This window comes from Pseudomonas sp. 20-5 (assembly GCF_056782835.1).
The window spans coordinates 348,323-363,120 of the sequence record NZ_CM165584.1; the positions used below are offsets into that span (position 1 = coordinate 348,323).

Sequence of the window (14,798 nt, forward strand, 5' to 3'; positions counted from 1 at the left end):
TCGTGGGCCGACCCGGGCAGTGTAGCCGCTACGCCTTCCGGCGCCCCCTCCGGAAGGCCCGGTGTTGAGCCAGGTCAGCCTTTTTCCGGGGTCCAGGGGCAGTAGCAACCCACGGCGAGGGTATGGGTGGCATCCACCGGACGTCCCTGCAGCAGCGCTTCGAGGATCGGTTCGATGAAGCTGTTGCTGGAGGTGCATACCGCGCCCTCGCTATAGGGGCCGAAGTAGGCCAGGCGGCCGTCGCGGTCCCAGATCGCCACGGCCGGGCTGGCCGGCAACTGCTCGGAACCGGGCAGACCGGCGAGGGCGCGCAGGGCGGCCAGGTTGTCCGGCAGGCGGCCCTGGCTGCCAGGCTTCTGCAGGACATGGAACTCCACGCCCTTGCCGGCGAAGCGTTCGATCAGCTCGCCGAGGTGCTGCTGGTTGCCGACGTTGCAGGGGCAGGCCGGGTCCCAGAAATGCACCAGGCGGATCGCCCCCGGCCCGGCCAGCTCGGCCGGCAGGCGCAGGCTGTCGCCGGAGAACAGGGTGGTCTGCTCGCTGAACGGGCGGATGTAGCGGATCTCGAACCACCAGTAGGCGGCGAGCAGGCCGCCGGCCCAGAGCAGGCCGACCAGGCTGACGAGGAGCGTCTTGCGGCGGGGAGTCATGGCATTCACACGGAAAACGGGTGCCAAGCTTGCCATGTGTTCGCGCGCAGCTGAATATCCCTGGGTTTCGCCCGTGGCCCGGCCACGAATCGATTGCAGCCCGGAACCGCCGATGTCAGAAGCCTTCAACCCCGATTACCTGCGCCAGCACCTGCGACCCTTGGCCGCGGCCGAGGCGGACGCCGCCGTCCTCGCCTACCAGGCCTACTACGGCCTGGACCTGCGCTCCCGCCATCCGCGCCTGCAAGCGCGGCTCGGCAGCATGACGGTCGACGGGCGCCGCCTGGCGGTGCAGGCCTGGCTGCTGCCGGAAGCGCGCGGCAGCCTGTTGCTGATGCATGGCTATTACGACCACATGGGACTGTATCGGCACGTGGTCGACTGGGCGCTGGGCATGGGCTTCTCGGTGCTCGCCTGCGACCTGCCGGGGCATGGCCTGTCCGAAGGCGAGCGGGCCAGCATCCGCGACTTCGCCGAATACCAGGCGGTGTTCAAGGGCCTGCTGGGCCAGGCTGCCGAACTCGACCTGGCGGCGCCCTGGCACCTCTGCGGACAAAGCACCGGGGGGGCGATCCTGCTGGACTACCTGCTGCACGGCGGCGAACGTCCCGAGCTGGGCGAGACGATTCTCCTGGCGCCGCTGGTGCGCCCGCGCGCCTGGGGCTGGTCGAAGCTCAGCTACCGCCTGCTGAGCCCCTTCGTCGACTCGATCCCGCGGCGCTTCTCGGAGAACTCCAGCGATCCGCAGTTCCTCGACTTCCTCCGCGAGCACGATCCGTTGCAGCCACGCACCCTGCCGACCGCCTGGGTCGGCGCGCTGACCCGCTGGGTGCCGCGCATCGAGCGGGCACCTCGGCGTGCCCTGAGCCCCCTGGTGGTGCAGGGCGAGTCCGACGAGACGGTGGACTGGCGCCATGGCCTGAAGGTGCTGCGGGAGAAATTCGACGAGCCGCGGATACTGTTGCTGGAAGAGGCGCGCCATCACCTGGCGAACGAAAGCGAGGGGCTGCGGCGGCGCTATTTCGATTTCCTGAGCGACGCGCTGGGGGCCTGAGTTCCAGGCCCCGCGGCGATCAGGGGGCGACCGCCTGGTCCACCGCCAGGCCGGCTTTCAGCGCGGCCAGGGCCGCCTGGTAGTAGCTGCGGCCGGCCGGCGACTCGGCGAAGTTCACGTACTGGGTGAGTTCCGCGTCGGAGAGGTCGCGGTAGACATACAGCAGGGTATTCTCCAGGTCCGCGCCGATCTGCTGCACCAGGCGCTGGCGCTGGCCTTCCAGCAACTGGCCGGTCTGTCCGCCGCCAAGCAGGCCGGGGAGGCCCGGAAGCATCTGGCTGAGGCTGTCGGCGGCGACCCCGGCCAGGGCCAGGCTGACTTCCGCACCGGCCTCTCGGGCCGGAAGGACCTGGGCCAGGCGCTTCACCAGGGCCCGGCGCGGCTCGCTGGCGGTCTGCCGCGGCAGGCCGTTGCTGTGCTGGAGCAACTGGTCGCGGCGGGTGGCGAGCACCTCGGCGGCGACCACCTTGCGCCCCAGCGGCGACTCGAAGAAATTCAGCGGGCTGGCGCTGTCCGGAAGGTTCTCGCGCAGGCCGTTGAGGGCGCGCTGGTCGACTTCGGTCGGGGCGAAGCGGCGATTGCTGTTGTCCACCAGGGTCTGGTAGAGCGCGGGCGGCAGCTTGTCCTGGTAGCGCTTCTGCGCCGCGTCCAGGGCATCGCTGAAATGCGCGCGCTGGTCGGGCCAGCCAGCGGCCTGGTACAGGCGTTGATAAGGGTCGGCCAGGGCGGGCAGACCAACCAGCAGTAAAGCGAAGGCGAGCAAAGCGCGCATTGATACTCCTTTGGCGGCGAAAGCCTCGTCGTTCGGGTGGTGCCGTCCATGGGGCGCTATTGTCGACATGCGGCGGACCGCTTGTCGAGACACCGGGGCGGCACGCTACAATGGACAATGCACATCAACGTCAATCATCCACTCCTGCATCGCATCGTCGATGAACTGGTCGACCAGGGCTGGTCGCACCAGAGCATCTTCATGCCTGAGCGTCTGACCACCAGATTGGCCGAAGAGTGCCGCACCCGTGCGGTCGCGGGCGACCTGACCCCGGCGGCGATCGGCCGCGGCGACGGCCAGGTGATCCGCGAAGGCATCCGCGGCGACCTCACGCAATGGCTGGAGCCCGGAGAATCCGAGGCCTGCGACGAATACCTGGGGGTGATGGACAGCTTGCGCCAGGCGCTCAACGCCTCGCTGTTCCTCGGCCTCGAGGATTTCGAGTGCCACTTCGCGCTGTACCCGCCGGGCGCCTATTACCAGAAGCATGTCGATCGTTTCCGCGACGACGACGCACGCACCGTCTCCGCGGTTCTCTACCTCAACGATGCCTGGTTGCCCGAGCATGGCGGCGCGCTGCGCCTGCACCTGCCGCAGCGGCAGGTGGACATCCAGCCGACGGGCGGTAGCCTGGTGGTGTTCATGTCCGCCGGCACCGAGCACGAAGTCCTGCCCGCCAGCCGCGACCGGCTGTCGCTGACCGGCTGGTTCCGCCGGCGCAACGAATCCCTCCTGCAACTTTCCTGAACCCTAGGCGGCGTCGCCGCCTCAGTGACCCCAGACCTTGATCGTGCCGCGCAGGTCGGTGATGTCGCGCAGTTCGATGCGGCCGATCGAGTTGTCGCCGATGTACAGGTCGCTGGCCACCCGCAGGCGGATGCGCTGCGCCGGCAGGCCGCTGGCGATCAACTGGTCGTTGATGGTGGCGAGGTCCGGCAGGCTGATCGCCAGTTGCTGCCCGCCGCCGCTGCCGGTGGTCACGTCCAGTGCCAGGGTCGGCTGCTCGACGCCGAAGATCGGCAGGCTCAGGCCGAGCTGGGCGGCGCCCAGGGGGATGTTGCCTCCGCGCCCGTCCGGGCAGTCGCCGGCCTTCACGCAGCCGTTGTCGATCACCAGGTTGCGCAGCGAGAGGCTGCCGCCGTCGTCCACCCAGGCGACCCTGGCCGCGCCGGCGCGCAGGTCCAGGCGCAGGCTGATGCCGGCCTGGCCGGTGACCTGGCTGAGACTGTCGTTGTCCAGGGCCTCCATGGCCGCCTGGCTGGCAGCGCTGGCGAGCAACGCGGGGGCCAGGAAAAACGGTAGAAGCGAGCGGGTCGGGAGCATGATGGGCGGGTCCTTCGCGGTTGCGCGGGAAGCCAGTCTGCTCGGGGCGGCGGAGGTTCGCCATGGGCCGCCCGCAGTTCTATCCTAAGGATCGGCAAGAAATAGCCCTGGTCCCCGCCATACGGGCGCTGGAGCGCTACCGCGAGGCCTAACTCCGGTTGGGTCGAGGGCGGGTTTCCCCGGTGCTTCCCGGCTACTGTTACCGGGCGTGACCATCGGCGAGCGGCGGGCTACTCTGTGTGCCTGTCAAAGGGGTGGAGCATCCATGCAGAAGGTTCTGGTCAGCCGTTGCCTGCTGGGCCACCTGGTGCGCTACGACGGTGGCAGCCATGGCCCGTTCGACCTGCTCTCGCGCTGGCATGCGCAGGGGCGGATCGTCGCCCTTTGCCCGGAGGTCGCCGGAGGCCTGCCGACGCCCCGCCCGCCAGCGGAGATCCCCGGCGGCCAGGGCGGCGAAGTGCTGGACCGGCTGAACCGGGTCTTCACCGTCGACGGCGAGGATGTCAGCGAAGCATTCCTGCTGGGTGCGGAGGCGGCAGTGGAGCTGGTCCGCCGCCATGACATCCGGATGGCCGTGCTCAAGGCGCGCAGTCCTTCCTGCGGCAACCTGGAGAACTACGACGGGCGCTTCAACGGCAACCGGGTCGCCGGCGAGGGCGTTACCGCCGCCGCCCTCAAGCGCATGGGCGTGCTGGTATTCAACGAGGATGAACTGGACCGCGCCGCGGTCTGCCTGGCCGGCCTCGACGCCGGCGGCTGAACTCAGCGCCGCAGCGGCGCGGTCAGGCGGTTCTCCAGGGCTTTCTGCACACGCTCGAAGAGTGCCGAAAGCAGCCAGTAGATGCCGGCGGCGGCGAGATAGAGCGGCAGCGGCTGGAAGGTCTCGGCGATGACCTCCTTGGTCGCCAGCATCAGTTCGGTCACGGTGATCACGGAGATCAGCGAGGTGTCCTTGATCAGGCTGATCAGGCTGTTCGACAGGCTCGGCACCGCCAGGCGCAGGGCCTGCGGGGTGATGATGTTCCACAGGGTCTGGCCCCAGGTCAGGCCGACCGAGAGCCCGGCTTCCCATTGTCCCTTGTCGATGCCGAGGATCGCCCCGCGCATGGACTCCGAGAGATAGGCCGCGACATTCAGGGTCAGCGCCAGGATGCCCGCGGTGACCGGGGTGAACTCGATGCCTACGCTCGGCAGCCCGTAGTACAGGACGAAGATCTGCACCAGCAGTGGCGTCCCGCGGAAGGCGCTGACGTAGACCGCGGCGATCTGCGAGACCACCGGCACCTTGGTCACCCGGACCACCGCGACGCTGAAGCCGAGGATCAGGCCCAGGACCATCGATACCGCGGCGAACAGCACGGTATACATCGCGCCCTGGAGCAGGAAGGGCCAGGCCATCCCGAGCAGCTCGACCAGGTTGGCGAGCCATTCGAGCAATTTCTGCAGCGAATTCATTCAACACTCCATCGACAAACACGACGGCCGCGTCTCTCGGGCGCGGCCGCTTCCCCCGTTCGGGCGGGAGCTCACTTCGGCGGCTGGCTGACGTCCAGGCCGAACCACTTTTCCGAGAGCTTGGCGAAGCGGCCGTCGGCCTTGATCTTCTCCAGCGCCGCATTCAGCGCCTCGCCGAACTTCGGATTGTTCTTCCGGTAGGGAATCGCCATGTTCGCCACCGGTCCCACCGCCGCGCCGGGCTTGACCGGCAGCTTGGCCTCGCGGATGGCGAAGGGGATCAGCAGGCGGTCGTTGAGCGCCGCGTCGATGCGTTTGCTGGCCAGGTCCTGCAGGTATTCCGGGGCGCCCGGATAGGTGCGCACGTTGACGCCGGCCACCGACTTCGCCAGGTCGGCGTAGTTGGTGCCCTGGCCGACGCCGAGCTTGAGGCCCTTGAGGTCTTCCAGCGACTTGAACTGGCGGGTTTCGTCGGCGCGCACGATCAACTGGGCGCTGGAGATGGTGTATGGCTCGCTGAAGTCGAAGACCTTGCGCCGCTGCTCGTTCACCGAGACCTGGTTCAGCGCGATGTCGTACTTGCCGCTCTGCAGGCCGGCGAGGATGCCGCTCCATTCGGTGGTGACGAATTCCGGCTTGACCGCCAGTTCGGCGGCCAGCAGTTCGCCCAGTTCGGTCTCGAAGCCGGTGAGCTTGCCGCCCTGCTTGAAGTTGAACGGCGGATAGGTGCCCTCCAGGGCGATGCGCAGGGCGCCGCGCTGGTGGACGTCGTCGAGCAGCTCGGCATGGGCCAGCGGAGCGGCCAGGGATACCAGCATCAGCAGGCGGGGCAGAAATCGCATGTAGTACTCCTCGGGTGGGAATGAACGTCGGTCGGGCCTATGCTGTTCGTTCAGCTTAGCCGGGCCCGCGTCCTGGACAATCGCGAACCTACTGGGTTGCATGCGGTCTTTCCAGGGGTTGCGGGCATTGACCCGGATTATGTGCGCGAGCGCCGCTCTAACACGGGCTTCGCAGTGGAAATCGCTGTGCCAGCGATGCCTTTCCCTGATTCGGAAGGCACGAAGAGTGCCGGGGAAATTCCGTCCAGTGGTGTTTCCCGGGTGCTAACGGAAGTGAAAACAGGAGACTCCCATGAGAGTGACATTGCCTTGCCTCGGTCTAGCCGCCCTGATGTTCGGCGCATCCGCCAGCCTGATGGCTGCCGACCTGCCCCGGACGAAGGCGCCCGAAGGGGCGAAAGTGTATTTCATCACGCCGGCCGATGGTGCAACCGTCGACAAGACCTTCACCGTGAAATTCGGCCTGAAAGGCATGGGCGTGGCGCCGGCCGGCGTCGACATGCCGGATACCGGCCACCATCACCTGTTGGTGGACCTGAAGGAGCAGCCGGCGATGAACCTGCCGCTGCCGATGACCGACAACATCCGCCACTTCGGCAAGGGCCAGACCGAAACCGAGATCACCCTGCCGCCGGGCAAGCACACCCTGCAACTGCTGGTGGGCGACAAGAACCACGTGCCGCTGGAGCCGACCGTGGAGTCGGAGAAGATCACCGTTACCGTCAAGTGACGGAAACGAAAAAAGGAGGCCGCTGGGCCTCCTTTTTCCTTTCCGCCGGACGCTGCCTTAGAACAGCACGCGGCTACGGATGGTACCGTTGACCTGCTGGAGTTTCTCCAGGGCCAGGTCCGAGTACTCGGCATCGACGTCGATCACTACGTAGCCGACCTTCTCGTTGGTTTGCAGGTACTGGCCGGAAACGTTGATGCCGTTGTCGGCGAAGACCTTGTTGATCTCGCTCATCACGCCGGGGATGTTGGCGTGGATGTGCAGCAGGCGGTGCTTGCCCGGGTGCGACGGCAGGGCCACTTCGGGGAAGTTGACCGAGGACACCGAGGTGCCGTTGTCGCTGTACTTGACCAGCTTCTCCGCCACTTCCAGGCCGATGTTGGCCTGTGCCTCGGCGGTGGAGCCGCCGATGTGCGGGGTCAGGATCACCCGGTCCAGGCCACGCAGCGGGCTGGCGAATTCCTCGTCGTTGGATTTCGGCTCGACCGGGAACACGTCGATGGCGGCGCCGATCAGGTGCTCGTCCTTGATCGCGGCGGCCAGGTGGTCCAGCTCGACCACTGTGCCGCGCGCGGCGTTGATCAGGATGCCGCCCTTCTTCATCGCGCGGATTTCCTTCTCGCCGATCATCCACTGGGTGGAGGGCAGTTCGGGAACGTGCAGCGAGACGATGTCGGACATGCCCAGCAGCTCGTGCAGGCTGCCGATCTGCACCGCGTTGCCCAGCGGCAGCTTGGTCACGGTGTCGTAGAAGAACACCTGCATGCCCAGGGCCTCGGCGAGTACCGAGAGCTGGGTGCCGATCGAGCCGTAGCCGACGATGCCGAGCTTCTTGCCACGGATCTCGAAGGAATTCGCCGCGCTCTTGATCCAGCCGCCGCGATGGCAGGAGGCGTTCTTTTCCGGGATGCCGCGCAGCAGCAGGATCGCCTCGGCCAGTACCAGCTCAGCCACAGAGCGGGTGTTCGAGTAGGGCGCGTTGAACACGGCGATACCGCGTTCGCGGGCGGCGTTGAGGTCGACCTGGTTGGTGCCGATGCAGAAGCAGCCGACCGCGATCAGTTTCTTCGCGCAGTCGAAGACCTCTTCGGTCAGCTGGGTGCGGGAGCGAATGCCGATGAAGTGCGCATCGGCGATCCTTTCCTTCAGCTCGTCGCCGGAAAGCGCGGTCTTGAGGTACTCGATGTTGGTGTAGCCGGCGGCCTTCAGCGTGTCCACGGCGTTCTGGTGGACACCTTCGAGAAGAAGGAACTTGATCTTGCTCTTGTCGAGAGAGGTCTTGCTCATCTGCGTAAACCTGTTGTCCCGGAGGAAGTGGCTGGAAAGCGAACTGCGCGAAGCGGGTCCGGCCGGCGCTGGCCGGCACCCGCAACTCGGCGCCCAGAGGCACTAAGCGCGGGGGGCGTATGCTAGCATGTTCTCCCTTTTCCTTGCCCGGTTGCGACCTGAGTTGTTCTCAGGACGACCATGAATCATTTGAGAGTTCCCGAATGACCCGCGAAGCCCTGATCGAATCGCTCAAGCCCCTGGTCGAGCCTGGCAAGCTGCTCGACGACGCCGCCTCCCTGGACGCCTACGGCAAGGACTGGACCAAGCATTTCGCCCCTGCGCCGCTGGCCATCGTGTTCCCCAAGAGCGTCGAGCAGGTCCAGGCGATCGTCCGCTGGGCCAACCAGCACAAGGTCGGTCTGGTCCCGTCGGGTGGTCGTACCGGGCTCTCCGCCGCGGCCGTGGCGGCCAACGGCGAAGTCGTGGTGGCCTTCGACTACATGAACCGGATACTCGACTTCAATGCCTTCGACCGCACCGTAGTCTGCCAGCCGGGCGTGGTTACCAAGCAACTGCAGACCTTCGCCGAGGAAAACGGCCTGTACTACCCGGTTGACTTCGCTTCTTCCGGTTCCAGCCAGATCGGCGGCAATATCGGCACCAATGCCGGCGGGATCAAGGTCATTCGCTACGGCATGACCCGTAACTGGGTGGCCGGGATGAAGGTCGTCACCGGCAAGGGCGACCTGCTCGAGCTGAACAAGGACCTGATCAAGAACGCCACCGGCTACGACATGCGCCAGCTGTTCATCGGCGCCGAAGGCACCCTGGGCTTCGTGGTCGAGGCGACCATGCGCCTGGAGCGCACGCCGAAGAACCTCACGGCGATGGTCCTCGGCACGCCCGACTTCGACTCGATCATGCCGGTGCTGCATGCCTTCCAGAGCAAGCTCGACCTGACCGCCTTCGAGTTCTTCTCCGACAAGGCCCTGGCCAAGGTCCTGGCCCGTGGCGACGTACCGCGGGCGTTCGAAACCGACTGCCCGTTCTACGCCCTGCTGGAGTTCGAGGCGACCACCGAGGACGTCGCCAACGAGGCGCTGGCCACCTTCGAGCACTGCGTCGAGCAGGGCTGGGTGCTGGACGGGGTGATGAGCCAGAGCGAGCAGCAGTTGCAGAACCTGTGGAAGCTGCGCGAGTACATCTCCGAGACCATCTCCCACTGGACGCCGTACAAGAACGACATCTCGGTCACGGTTTCCCGGGTGCCCGCCTTCCTCAAGGACATCGACGCCATCGTCGAGGCCAACTACCCGGACTTCGAGGTGGTGTGGTTCGGCCACATCGGCGACGGCAACCTGCACCTGAACATCCTCAAGCCGGAAAACCTCGGCAAGGACGAGTTCTTCGCCAAGTGCGCGACCGTCAACAAGTGGGTGTTCGAGACCGTCGAGAAGTACAACGGCTCGATTTCCGCCGAGCATGGCGTGGGCATGACCAAGCGCGACTACTTGACCTACACCCGCTCGGAAACCGAAATTGCCTATATGAAGGCACTGAAGGCGGTGTTCGACCCCAACGGGATCATGAATCCCGGCAAGATCTTCGCCGAGTAGCAGGTGTCGCAACGCAGAGGGCCGGTCATCCGGCCCTTCTCGTCTGTGGCGGGCGCCACGGATGCCTTTCCACCCGTTCAGGAGTCGGTAAATGAGTTACCAGCATCAATATATCGACGGCACCCCGATCCACTTCCCCCTGGGCAAGCTGGTCTGCGTCGGGCGCAACTACGCCGAACACGCCAAGGAACTGAACAACCCGGTTCCCACCGAGCCGCTGCTGTTCATCAAGCCCGGCTCCTGCGTGGTGCCGGTGAGCGGCGGGCTGAGCCTGCCGCAGGAGCGCGGCTCGGTACACTACGAGGCGGAAATCGCCGTGCTGATCGGCAAGCCGCTGTCGCGCAAGCCGAACCGCGAGGAGGTCCTCGACGCGATCTCCGGCTATGCGCCGGCGCTGGACCTGACCTTGCGCGAGGTCCAGGCGAAACTGAAGGAAAAGGGCCTGCCCTGGGAGCTGGCAAAGAGCTTCGATGGCGCCGGCGTGCTGTCGCCGTTCGTGAACGCCGACCAGTTTCCCGACCCGACCGACATCGGCATCCGCCTGACCATCAACGGCGAGGTGCGCCAGGACGGCAACAGCCGCGACATGCTCAATCCGATCGTGCCGCTGATCCAGCACATCGCCGGGCATTTCTCGCTACAGGCCGGCGATGTGGTGCTGACCGGCACGCCGTCCGGGGTCGGGCCGCTGAACAGCGGCGACGAGTTGCTGCTCGAATTGCCGGGCGCCAGCCGTTTCGAGACCCGCGTGCTCTGAACCGCTGCGGCCGCCGGGGGGCGGCCGACTTCCCTAGCGCCGGCAGCGGAAGCGACTGTCGGTCGGCTGGCCGACGCTTCGATTGACAGGCCGGGGGCAATGCCCTTTCATGGCGACGCCCAAGAAAACACCTGGCCAAACAGTCGAGCCTCGCCCATGTCCCTTGCCTCCAAGCTTCCCCGTTTCCGCTGGCTGCTGCCGGCGTTCGTCGTGCTCGTCGGCGTGGTGCTGACCATCGTCATGCATTGGGACGATCGCGCCGGCCTTTGGTGGAAGGAAAGCCAGGCCAGCCAGCAGCAGCGCGACGAAAGCATCTGGCTGCCGGGCTATCGGGTGGTGATCGACGCCAAGCCGTTGCAGGGCCTGGAGGAGGAAGAAACCTCGGACCTGGCCTACAACCCGGCAACCAGGACCCTGTTCACCGTTACCGGCAAGCGGCCGCTGCTGGTGGAGCTGTCGCTCACCGGCGACGTGCTGCGCACCATCCCGCTGCTCGGCCTGAGCAATCCCGAAGGCGTGGCGGTGCTGGAGAACGGCAACGTCGCGGTGACCGACGAGCGCCGCAATACCCTGACCATCTTCCATGTCGACCCGCAGACCGCCGAGCTGAGCACCAAGAGCCTGGCCGAATTCCCGCTGGGCAATATCGGCAAGAAGAACAAGGGCTTCGAGGGCATCGCCTGGGATCCGCGCCAGCAGCGTCTGTTGCTGAGCAAGGAGCGCGATCCGATGACCCTGTTCAGCTGGAAGAGCGACGGCGGGCCGAGCCTGAGCGGGGCGATGACCGCGCTACCGAGCGACGACCTGTACATGCGCAACGTCTCGGCGCTCAGCGTCGACCCGCGTACCGGCCATACCCTGGTGCTGTCGGCCGAATCGCATCTGCTGCTGGAGCTGGACGAGAAGGGCGAGCCGGTCAGCTTCATCAGCCTGCTCGGCGGCTTCAACGGCCTGGACAGCAAGATCCCGCGCGCCGAAGGGGTGGCCATCGACGACGAGGGCACGATCTACATGGTCAGCGAGCCGAACCTGTTCTACGTGTTCCGCAAGAAGAGCGGCGAGCGCCTGGCCACCAGCGACGCCGATTAAGCTTCGCTTAAGCGCCGATTAAGCCTGGTTTCAGCAAGGCTTCGTAGCCTGGACCCATCGAAACCAACTACGAGGCGTTACCCATGAAACTTCGTCACCTGCCCCTCATCGCTGCCATCGGCCTGTTCTCCACCGTCACCCTGGCCGCCGGCTATACCGGCCCGGGCGCTACCCCGACCACCACCACGGTGAAGGCCGCGCTGGAAGCCGCCGACGACACCCCGGTGGTCCTCCAGGGCACCATCGTCAAGCGCATCAAGGGCGACATCTACGAGTTCCGCGATGCCACCGGCAGCATGAAGGTCGAGATCGACGACGAAGACTTCCCGCCGATGGAAATCAACGACAAGACCCGGGTCAAGCTGACCGGCGAAGTCGACCGCGACCTGGTCGGCCGCGAGATCGACGTCGAGTTCGTCGAAGTGATCAAGTAAGGCCCTGAATCGAAACGGCCCGCCTCTCTTCCGGGAGGTGGGCCGTTTCGCGTTCCGACCGGGCGAAGTTGCGGGCGGGCTTACCGGTGAACCCCTTCGAAACCCTGTAGCACGTTCACTGCGTTGATCCCGATTTCCTCCACCGCGTAGCCTCCCTCCATCACGAACAGCGTGGCCAGGCCGAGCTTGCCGATGGCTTCGCCCATGCGCAGGTAGTCGGGGCTGTCCAGGCGGAACTGGGAAATCGGGTCCTCCTTGAAGGTATCCACCCCCAGGGAAACGATCAGGACGTCCGCCGCATAGGCCTGGATCTGCCGGATCGCCGCCTGCAGCGCCTGGCTCCAGGTCGCCCAGTCGCTGCCGGCCGCCAGTGGGTAGTTGAAGTTGTAGCCGGTGCCGACGCCGTTGCCCTTCTCGTCGGCGTAGCCGAGGAAATAGGGGTATTCGAAGCGCGGATCGCCGTGGATCGAGGTGAACAGCACATCGGCGCGGTCGTAGAAGATGTCCTGGGTGCCGTTGCCATGGTGGTAGTCGACGTCGAGGATCGCCACCCGCCCGGCGCCCCGGTCGAGGAAGGCCTGGGCGGCGATGGCGGCATTGTTGAAGAAGCAATAGCCGCCCATGTAGTCGGCCGCGGCGTGGTGGCCCGGCGGGCGACAGAGCGAAAATACCGAGCGCGCGCCGTTGGCGAGTTCGGACTGGCCGCTGAGGGCGACGTTGGCCGAACTGGTGATCGCCTGCCAGGTCCCGGCGGTGATCGGCGCGCCGGCGTCGAAGGAGTAGTAGCCGAGGCGACCGTCGATGTTGTCCGGCTCCGTCTGCCGCAGGCGCCGGGTCGGCCAGGCGATCGGCAGCATGTCGTGGCTGCGGCCGGTGGCCAGCCAGTCCTGCCAGGCGTTCTGCAGGAAACGCACGAAACCCTCGCTGTGCACCCGGCGGATCGGTTCCAGGCCGAAGTCGCGCGGTGCGCGGACTTCGCCGAGGCCGACGGCCTTCACGCGGTCGAGGACCATGTCGGCGCGGCTGGGTTTTTCGAAGCAGGGGGTGAACTGGCCGCCGATCAGTTCGTGCCGGCCGTGGTGCAGGCGATGGTCGTCGCTGTAGATGGTCAGCATGTCGGGCTCCCGGGCTCAGTTCTGTTCGGAGAAGGTCACGGTCGGCGCCTTGCGGCGGAAACCGCCGGTATGCAACGCCAGGTAGGCGAGGCCGGCGGCGAACCAGGTCAGGCCGATCACCAGGGTCAGCGCCGAGAGGCTGGTCCACAGCCACAGGGTCAGGCCCAGGCCGATGGCCGGCACCAGCCCGTAGCGCAGCAGGTCGCGCGGGGCGCGGCGGCCGTCGAGCAGCAGGTAGCTGCGGATCACCGCCAGGTTCACCGCGGAGAACGCCACCAGCGCGCCGAAGCTGATCATCGAGGCCAGGGTGGTGAGGTCGATGACCACCGCCAGCAGGGAAATCACCGAGACCACCAGGATCGCGATCACTGGCGTCTTGAAGCGCTCCGAGAGGCTGCCGAACACGCGCCGCGGCAGGATGCCGTCGCGGCCCATGCTGTAGAGGATGCGCGACACCGAGGCCTGCGAGGCCAGCGCCGAGCCGGCGGCGCCGGCGACGTAGGCGGCGGTGAAGAAGCTGGCGAGGAACTTGCCGCCGGCCGCCAGCATCACTTCGTTGGCCGCCGACTCGGCGTCCTGGAATACGCTGCCGGGGAACACCAGTTGGCTGAAGACCGCCAGCACGGTGAACAGCAGGCCGGCGCCGACCGTGGTGATGACGATGGCGCGCGGGATGTCGCGTTGCGGGTCGCGGGTTTCCTCGGCCAGGGTCGAGACCGCGTCGAAGCCGAGGAACGACAGGCACAGCACCGCCGCGCCGGCCATCAACGGGGCGAAGCCCGGCTGGCTGCCGTCGCCGACGAAGGGCAGGCTCAGGTCCAGCGAGGGGATGCCGGCCAGGTGCTTGACCGCCATGGCGACGAACACCACGGCGAAGACGAACTGGGCGCCGACGATCACGTTGCTCATGCCGGCCACCGAGCTGATGCCGATCACGTTGAGCACGGTGACCAGGCCGATCGCCGCGAGCACGAAGACCCAGGCCGGCACCATCGGGAAGGCGATGTTGAGGAACAGGCCGATGAGCAGGTAGTTGATCATCGGCAGGAACAGGTAGTCGAGCAGCAGCGACCAGCCGGCGAGGAAGCCGACGCAGGGGCCGAAGCTGAGGCTGGTATAGGAATAGGCCGAGCCGGCGATGGGATATTTCTTCACCATGAAGCTGTAGGAAAAGGCGGTGAAGAGCATCGCCGCCAGGGTGATCAGGTAGGCGCTGGCGGTACGACCGCCGGTGATCTCGGTGACTACCCCGTAGGTGGTGAACATGGTCAGCGGAACCATGTAGACCAGCCCGAAGAAGACCAGGGCGGGAAGCCCGAGGATGCGCCGCAGGCCGGTGCCCTGGGCGCTGTGGACGTACTCGGGGCGCTTGCCGCCGATGAGGATGCCGTTGTTGCGTTCGCTGGCCATGTTCCGCTCCTCGCGAAATGCCGTATCGATCCCGCAGGCGGCCGCTTGGGCGGACCTTTCCTGCGCCGGGTGAATGGACGGGCTAGTGGAAAACCGCTGGGGTTTCCGCCGGGTCGGTGGAAATGGCAGTGACGAGAGGGCGCGCGGCGTGTGCGGGCACGGGCGTTGGGGCGTCGATAGTGTTCATGGCGTTCTCAGGAAGCGTTCTTGTTGGATTTCTAGCTCGCGGTCGCGAGGTTCCCTTGGGCTCTGCCGGCGCCGTTTCCGCGGCTCCGGGCGACC

At 66.5% G+C, this 14,798-nt stretch carries 16 protein-coding genes; 8 read left to right on the forward strand and 8 right to left on the reverse strand.

The genetic code is table 11. The features are described 5' to 3' along the window. Window positions 1-74 precede the first annotated feature (74 nt). Window positions 75-686: a DUF6436 domain-containing protein gene (locus AC1RB9_RS01585; RefSeq protein WP_004352065.1), complete on the reverse strand. Its 612-nt coding sequence runs from the start codon at window positions 684-686 to the stop codon at window positions 75-77. Between the two features lie 76 nt (window positions 687-762). On the opposite strand from AC1RB9_RS01585, the gene bipL reads away from it, so the two are divergent. Further along, window positions 763-1,704, forward strand: a complete 942-nt coding sequence (gene bipL, locus AC1RB9_RS01590; RefSeq protein ID WP_003459215.1) for a phospholipase BipL — start codon at window positions 763-765, stop codon at window positions 1,702-1,704. 19 nt (window positions 1,705-1,723) lie between these two features. Here bipL and AC1RB9_RS01595 read toward each other — a convergent pair whose 3' ends face one another. Beyond that, window positions 1,724-2,476: a hypothetical protein gene (locus AC1RB9_RS01595; RefSeq protein ID WP_003142590.1), complete on the reverse strand. Its 753-nt coding sequence runs from the start codon at window positions 2,474-2,476 to the stop codon at window positions 1,724-1,726. Window positions 2,477-2,524: 48 nt separating this feature from the next. Here AC1RB9_RS01595 and AC1RB9_RS01600 point away from each other — a divergent pair, with 48 nt between their 5' ends. Beyond that, entirely contained in the window at window positions 2,525-3,223 is a 699-nt protein-coding gene (locus AC1RB9_RS01600) for a 2OG-Fe(II) oxygenase (RefSeq protein WP_003118764.1), read from the forward strand. 21 nt (window positions 3,224-3,244) lie between these two features. On the opposite strand, the gene AC1RB9_RS01605 is transcribed toward AC1RB9_RS01600, so the two are convergent. Then, a complete protein-coding gene (locus tag AC1RB9_RS01605) occupies window positions 3,245-3,799 on the reverse strand; it encodes a DUF6160 family protein (RefSeq protein ID WP_003084327.1) in 555 nt (184 codons plus the stop codon). Between the two features lie 265 nt (window positions 3,800-4,064). On the opposite strand from AC1RB9_RS01605, the gene AC1RB9_RS01610 reads away from it, so the two are divergent. After that, window positions 4,065-4,559 carry a 2-thiouracil desulfurase family protein gene (locus AC1RB9_RS01610; RefSeq protein ID WP_003112945.1) on the forward strand — a complete coding sequence of 165 codons (495 nt, stop codon included), beginning with the start codon at window positions 4,065-4,067 and terminating at the stop codon, window positions 4,557-4,559. Window positions 4,560-4,561: 2 nt separating this feature from the next. Here the strand turns inward: AC1RB9_RS01610 and AC1RB9_RS01615 are convergent, their stop codons facing one another. Together AC1RB9_RS01615 and AC1RB9_RS01620 are read right to left on the reverse strand one after the other, a co-directional pair. Further along, a complete protein-coding gene (locus tag AC1RB9_RS01615; RefSeq protein WP_003084339.1) occupies window positions 4,562-5,254 on the reverse strand; it encodes an amino acid ABC transporter permease in 693 nt (230 codons plus the stop codon). Between the two features lie 71 nt (window positions 5,255-5,325). Continuing rightward, window positions 5,326-6,096 (reverse strand): cystine ABC transporter substrate-binding protein, encoded by a 771-nt coding sequence (locus tag AC1RB9_RS01620; protein ID WP_003112946.1) that lies wholly within the window; start codon window positions 6,094-6,096, stop codon window positions 5,326-5,328. Window positions 6,097-6,388: 292 nt separating this feature from the next. On the opposite strand from AC1RB9_RS01620, the gene AC1RB9_RS01625 reads away from it, so the two are divergent. Next, window positions 6,389-6,826: a DUF4399 domain-containing protein gene (locus tag AC1RB9_RS01625; RefSeq protein WP_003084345.1), complete on the forward strand. Its 438-nt coding sequence runs from the start codon at window positions 6,389-6,391 to the stop codon at window positions 6,824-6,826. 57 nt (window positions 6,827-6,883) lie between these two features. Here AC1RB9_RS01625 and serA read toward each other — a convergent pair whose 3' ends face one another. Further along, on the reverse strand, window positions 6,884-8,113 hold the full coding sequence (gene serA / locus AC1RB9_RS01630) for a phosphoglycerate dehydrogenase (protein WP_003112947.1): 1,230 nt from the start codon (window positions 8,111-8,113) through the stop codon (window positions 6,884-6,886). Window positions 8,114-8,316: 203 nt separating this feature from the next. Here serA and AC1RB9_RS01635 point away from each other — a divergent pair, with 203 nt between their 5' ends. The 4 genes from AC1RB9_RS01635 (at window position 8,317) to AC1RB9_RS01650 (ending at window position 11,991) form a co-directional block, all read left to right on the forward strand. Next, window positions 8,317-9,711 carry an FAD-binding oxidoreductase gene (locus AC1RB9_RS01635; protein ID WP_003459217.1) on the forward strand — a complete coding sequence of 465 codons (1,395 nt, stop codon included), beginning with the start codon at window positions 8,317-8,319 and terminating at the stop codon, window positions 9,709-9,711. Between the two features lie 91 nt (window positions 9,712-9,802). After that, window positions 9,803-10,468, forward strand: a complete 666-nt coding sequence (locus AC1RB9_RS01640; RefSeq protein WP_003110705.1) for a fumarylacetoacetate hydrolase family protein — start codon at window positions 9,803-9,805, stop codon at window positions 10,466-10,468. A 99-nt stretch (window positions 10,469-10,567) separates the two neighbouring features. Then, a complete protein-coding gene (locus AC1RB9_RS01645) occupies window positions 10,568-11,557 on the forward strand; it encodes an SdiA-regulated domain-containing protein (RefSeq protein WP_003121726.1) in 990 nt (329 codons plus the stop codon). Between the two features lie 83 nt (window positions 11,558-11,640). Continuing rightward, the gene (locus AC1RB9_RS01650; RefSeq protein ID WP_003084357.1) at window positions 11,641-11,991 is read left to right on the forward strand and encodes a calcium-regulated protein CarO; all 351 of its coding nucleotides are present in this window, start codon (window positions 11,641-11,643) and stop codon (window positions 11,989-11,991) included. Window positions 11,992-12,071: 80 nt separating this feature from the next. Here the strand turns inward: AC1RB9_RS01650 and aphB are convergent, their stop codons facing one another. Beyond that, a complete protein-coding gene (gene aphB, locus AC1RB9_RS01655) occupies window positions 12,072-13,106 on the reverse strand; it encodes an acetylpolyamine amidohydrolase AphB (protein ID WP_003110574.1) in 1,035 nt (344 codons plus the stop codon). 15 nt (window positions 13,107-13,121) lie between these two features. Then, window positions 13,122-14,516, reverse strand: coding sequence for an APC family permease (locus AC1RB9_RS01660; RefSeq protein WP_003112951.1), 1,395 nt, complete (start codon window positions 14,514-14,516; stop codon window positions 13,122-13,124). Window positions 14,517-14,798: the final 282 nt, after the last annotated feature.

Coding starts and splice junctions, on each gene's coding strand:
- AC1RB9_RS01585 (WP_004352065.1), bottom strand. CDS start 686: ATGGCAAGCTTGGCACCCGTTTTCCGTGTGAATGCCATGACTCCCCGC.
- bipL (WP_003459215.1), top strand. CDS start 763: ATGTCAGAAGCCTTCAACCCCGATTACCTGCGCCAGCACCTGCGACCC.
- AC1RB9_RS01595 (WP_003142590.1), bottom strand. CDS start 2,476: ATGCGCGCTTTGCTCGCCTTCGCTTTACTGCTGGTTGGTCTGCCCGCC.
- AC1RB9_RS01600 (WP_003118764.1), top strand. CDS start 2,525: ATGGGGCGCTATTGTCGACATGCGGCGGACCGCTTGTCGAGACACCGG.
- AC1RB9_RS01605 (WP_003084327.1), bottom strand. CDS start 3,799: ATGCTCCCGACCCGCTCGCTTCTACCGTTTTTCCTGGCCCCCGCGTTG.
- AC1RB9_RS01610 (WP_003112945.1), top strand. CDS start 4,065: ATGCAGAAGGTTCTGGTCAGCCGTTGCCTGCTGGGCCACCTGGTGCGC.
- AC1RB9_RS01615 (WP_003084339.1), bottom strand. CDS start 5,254: ATGAATTCGCTGCAGAAATTGCTCGAATGGCTCGCCAACCTGGTCGAG.
- AC1RB9_RS01620 (WP_003112946.1), bottom strand. CDS start 6,096: ATGCGATTTCTGCCCCGCCTGCTGATGCTGGTATCCCTGGCCGCTCCG.
- AC1RB9_RS01625 (WP_003084345.1), top strand. CDS start 6,389: ATGAGAGTGACATTGCCTTGCCTCGGTCTAGCCGCCCTGATGTTCGGC.
- serA (WP_003112947.1), bottom strand. CDS start 8,113: ATGAGCAAGACCTCTCTCGACAAGAGCAAGATCAAGTTCCTTCTTCTC.
- AC1RB9_RS01635 (WP_003459217.1), top strand. CDS start 8,317: ATGACCCGCGAAGCCCTGATCGAATCGCTCAAGCCCCTGGTCGAGCCT.
- AC1RB9_RS01640 (WP_003110705.1), top strand. CDS start 9,803: ATGAGTTACCAGCATCAATATATCGACGGCACCCCGATCCACTTCCCC.
- AC1RB9_RS01645 (WP_003121726.1), top strand. CDS start 10,568: ATGCCCTTTCATGGCGACGCCCAAGAAAACACCTGGCCAAACAGTCGA.
- AC1RB9_RS01650 (WP_003084357.1), top strand. CDS start 11,641: ATGAAACTTCGTCACCTGCCCCTCATCGCTGCCATCGGCCTGTTCTCC.
- aphB (WP_003110574.1), bottom strand. CDS start 13,106: ATGCTGACCATCTACAGCGACGACCATCGCCTGCACCACGGCCGGCAC.
- AC1RB9_RS01660 (WP_003112951.1), bottom strand. CDS start 14,516: ATGGCCAGCGAACGCAACAACGGCATCCTCATCGGCGGCAAGCGCCCC.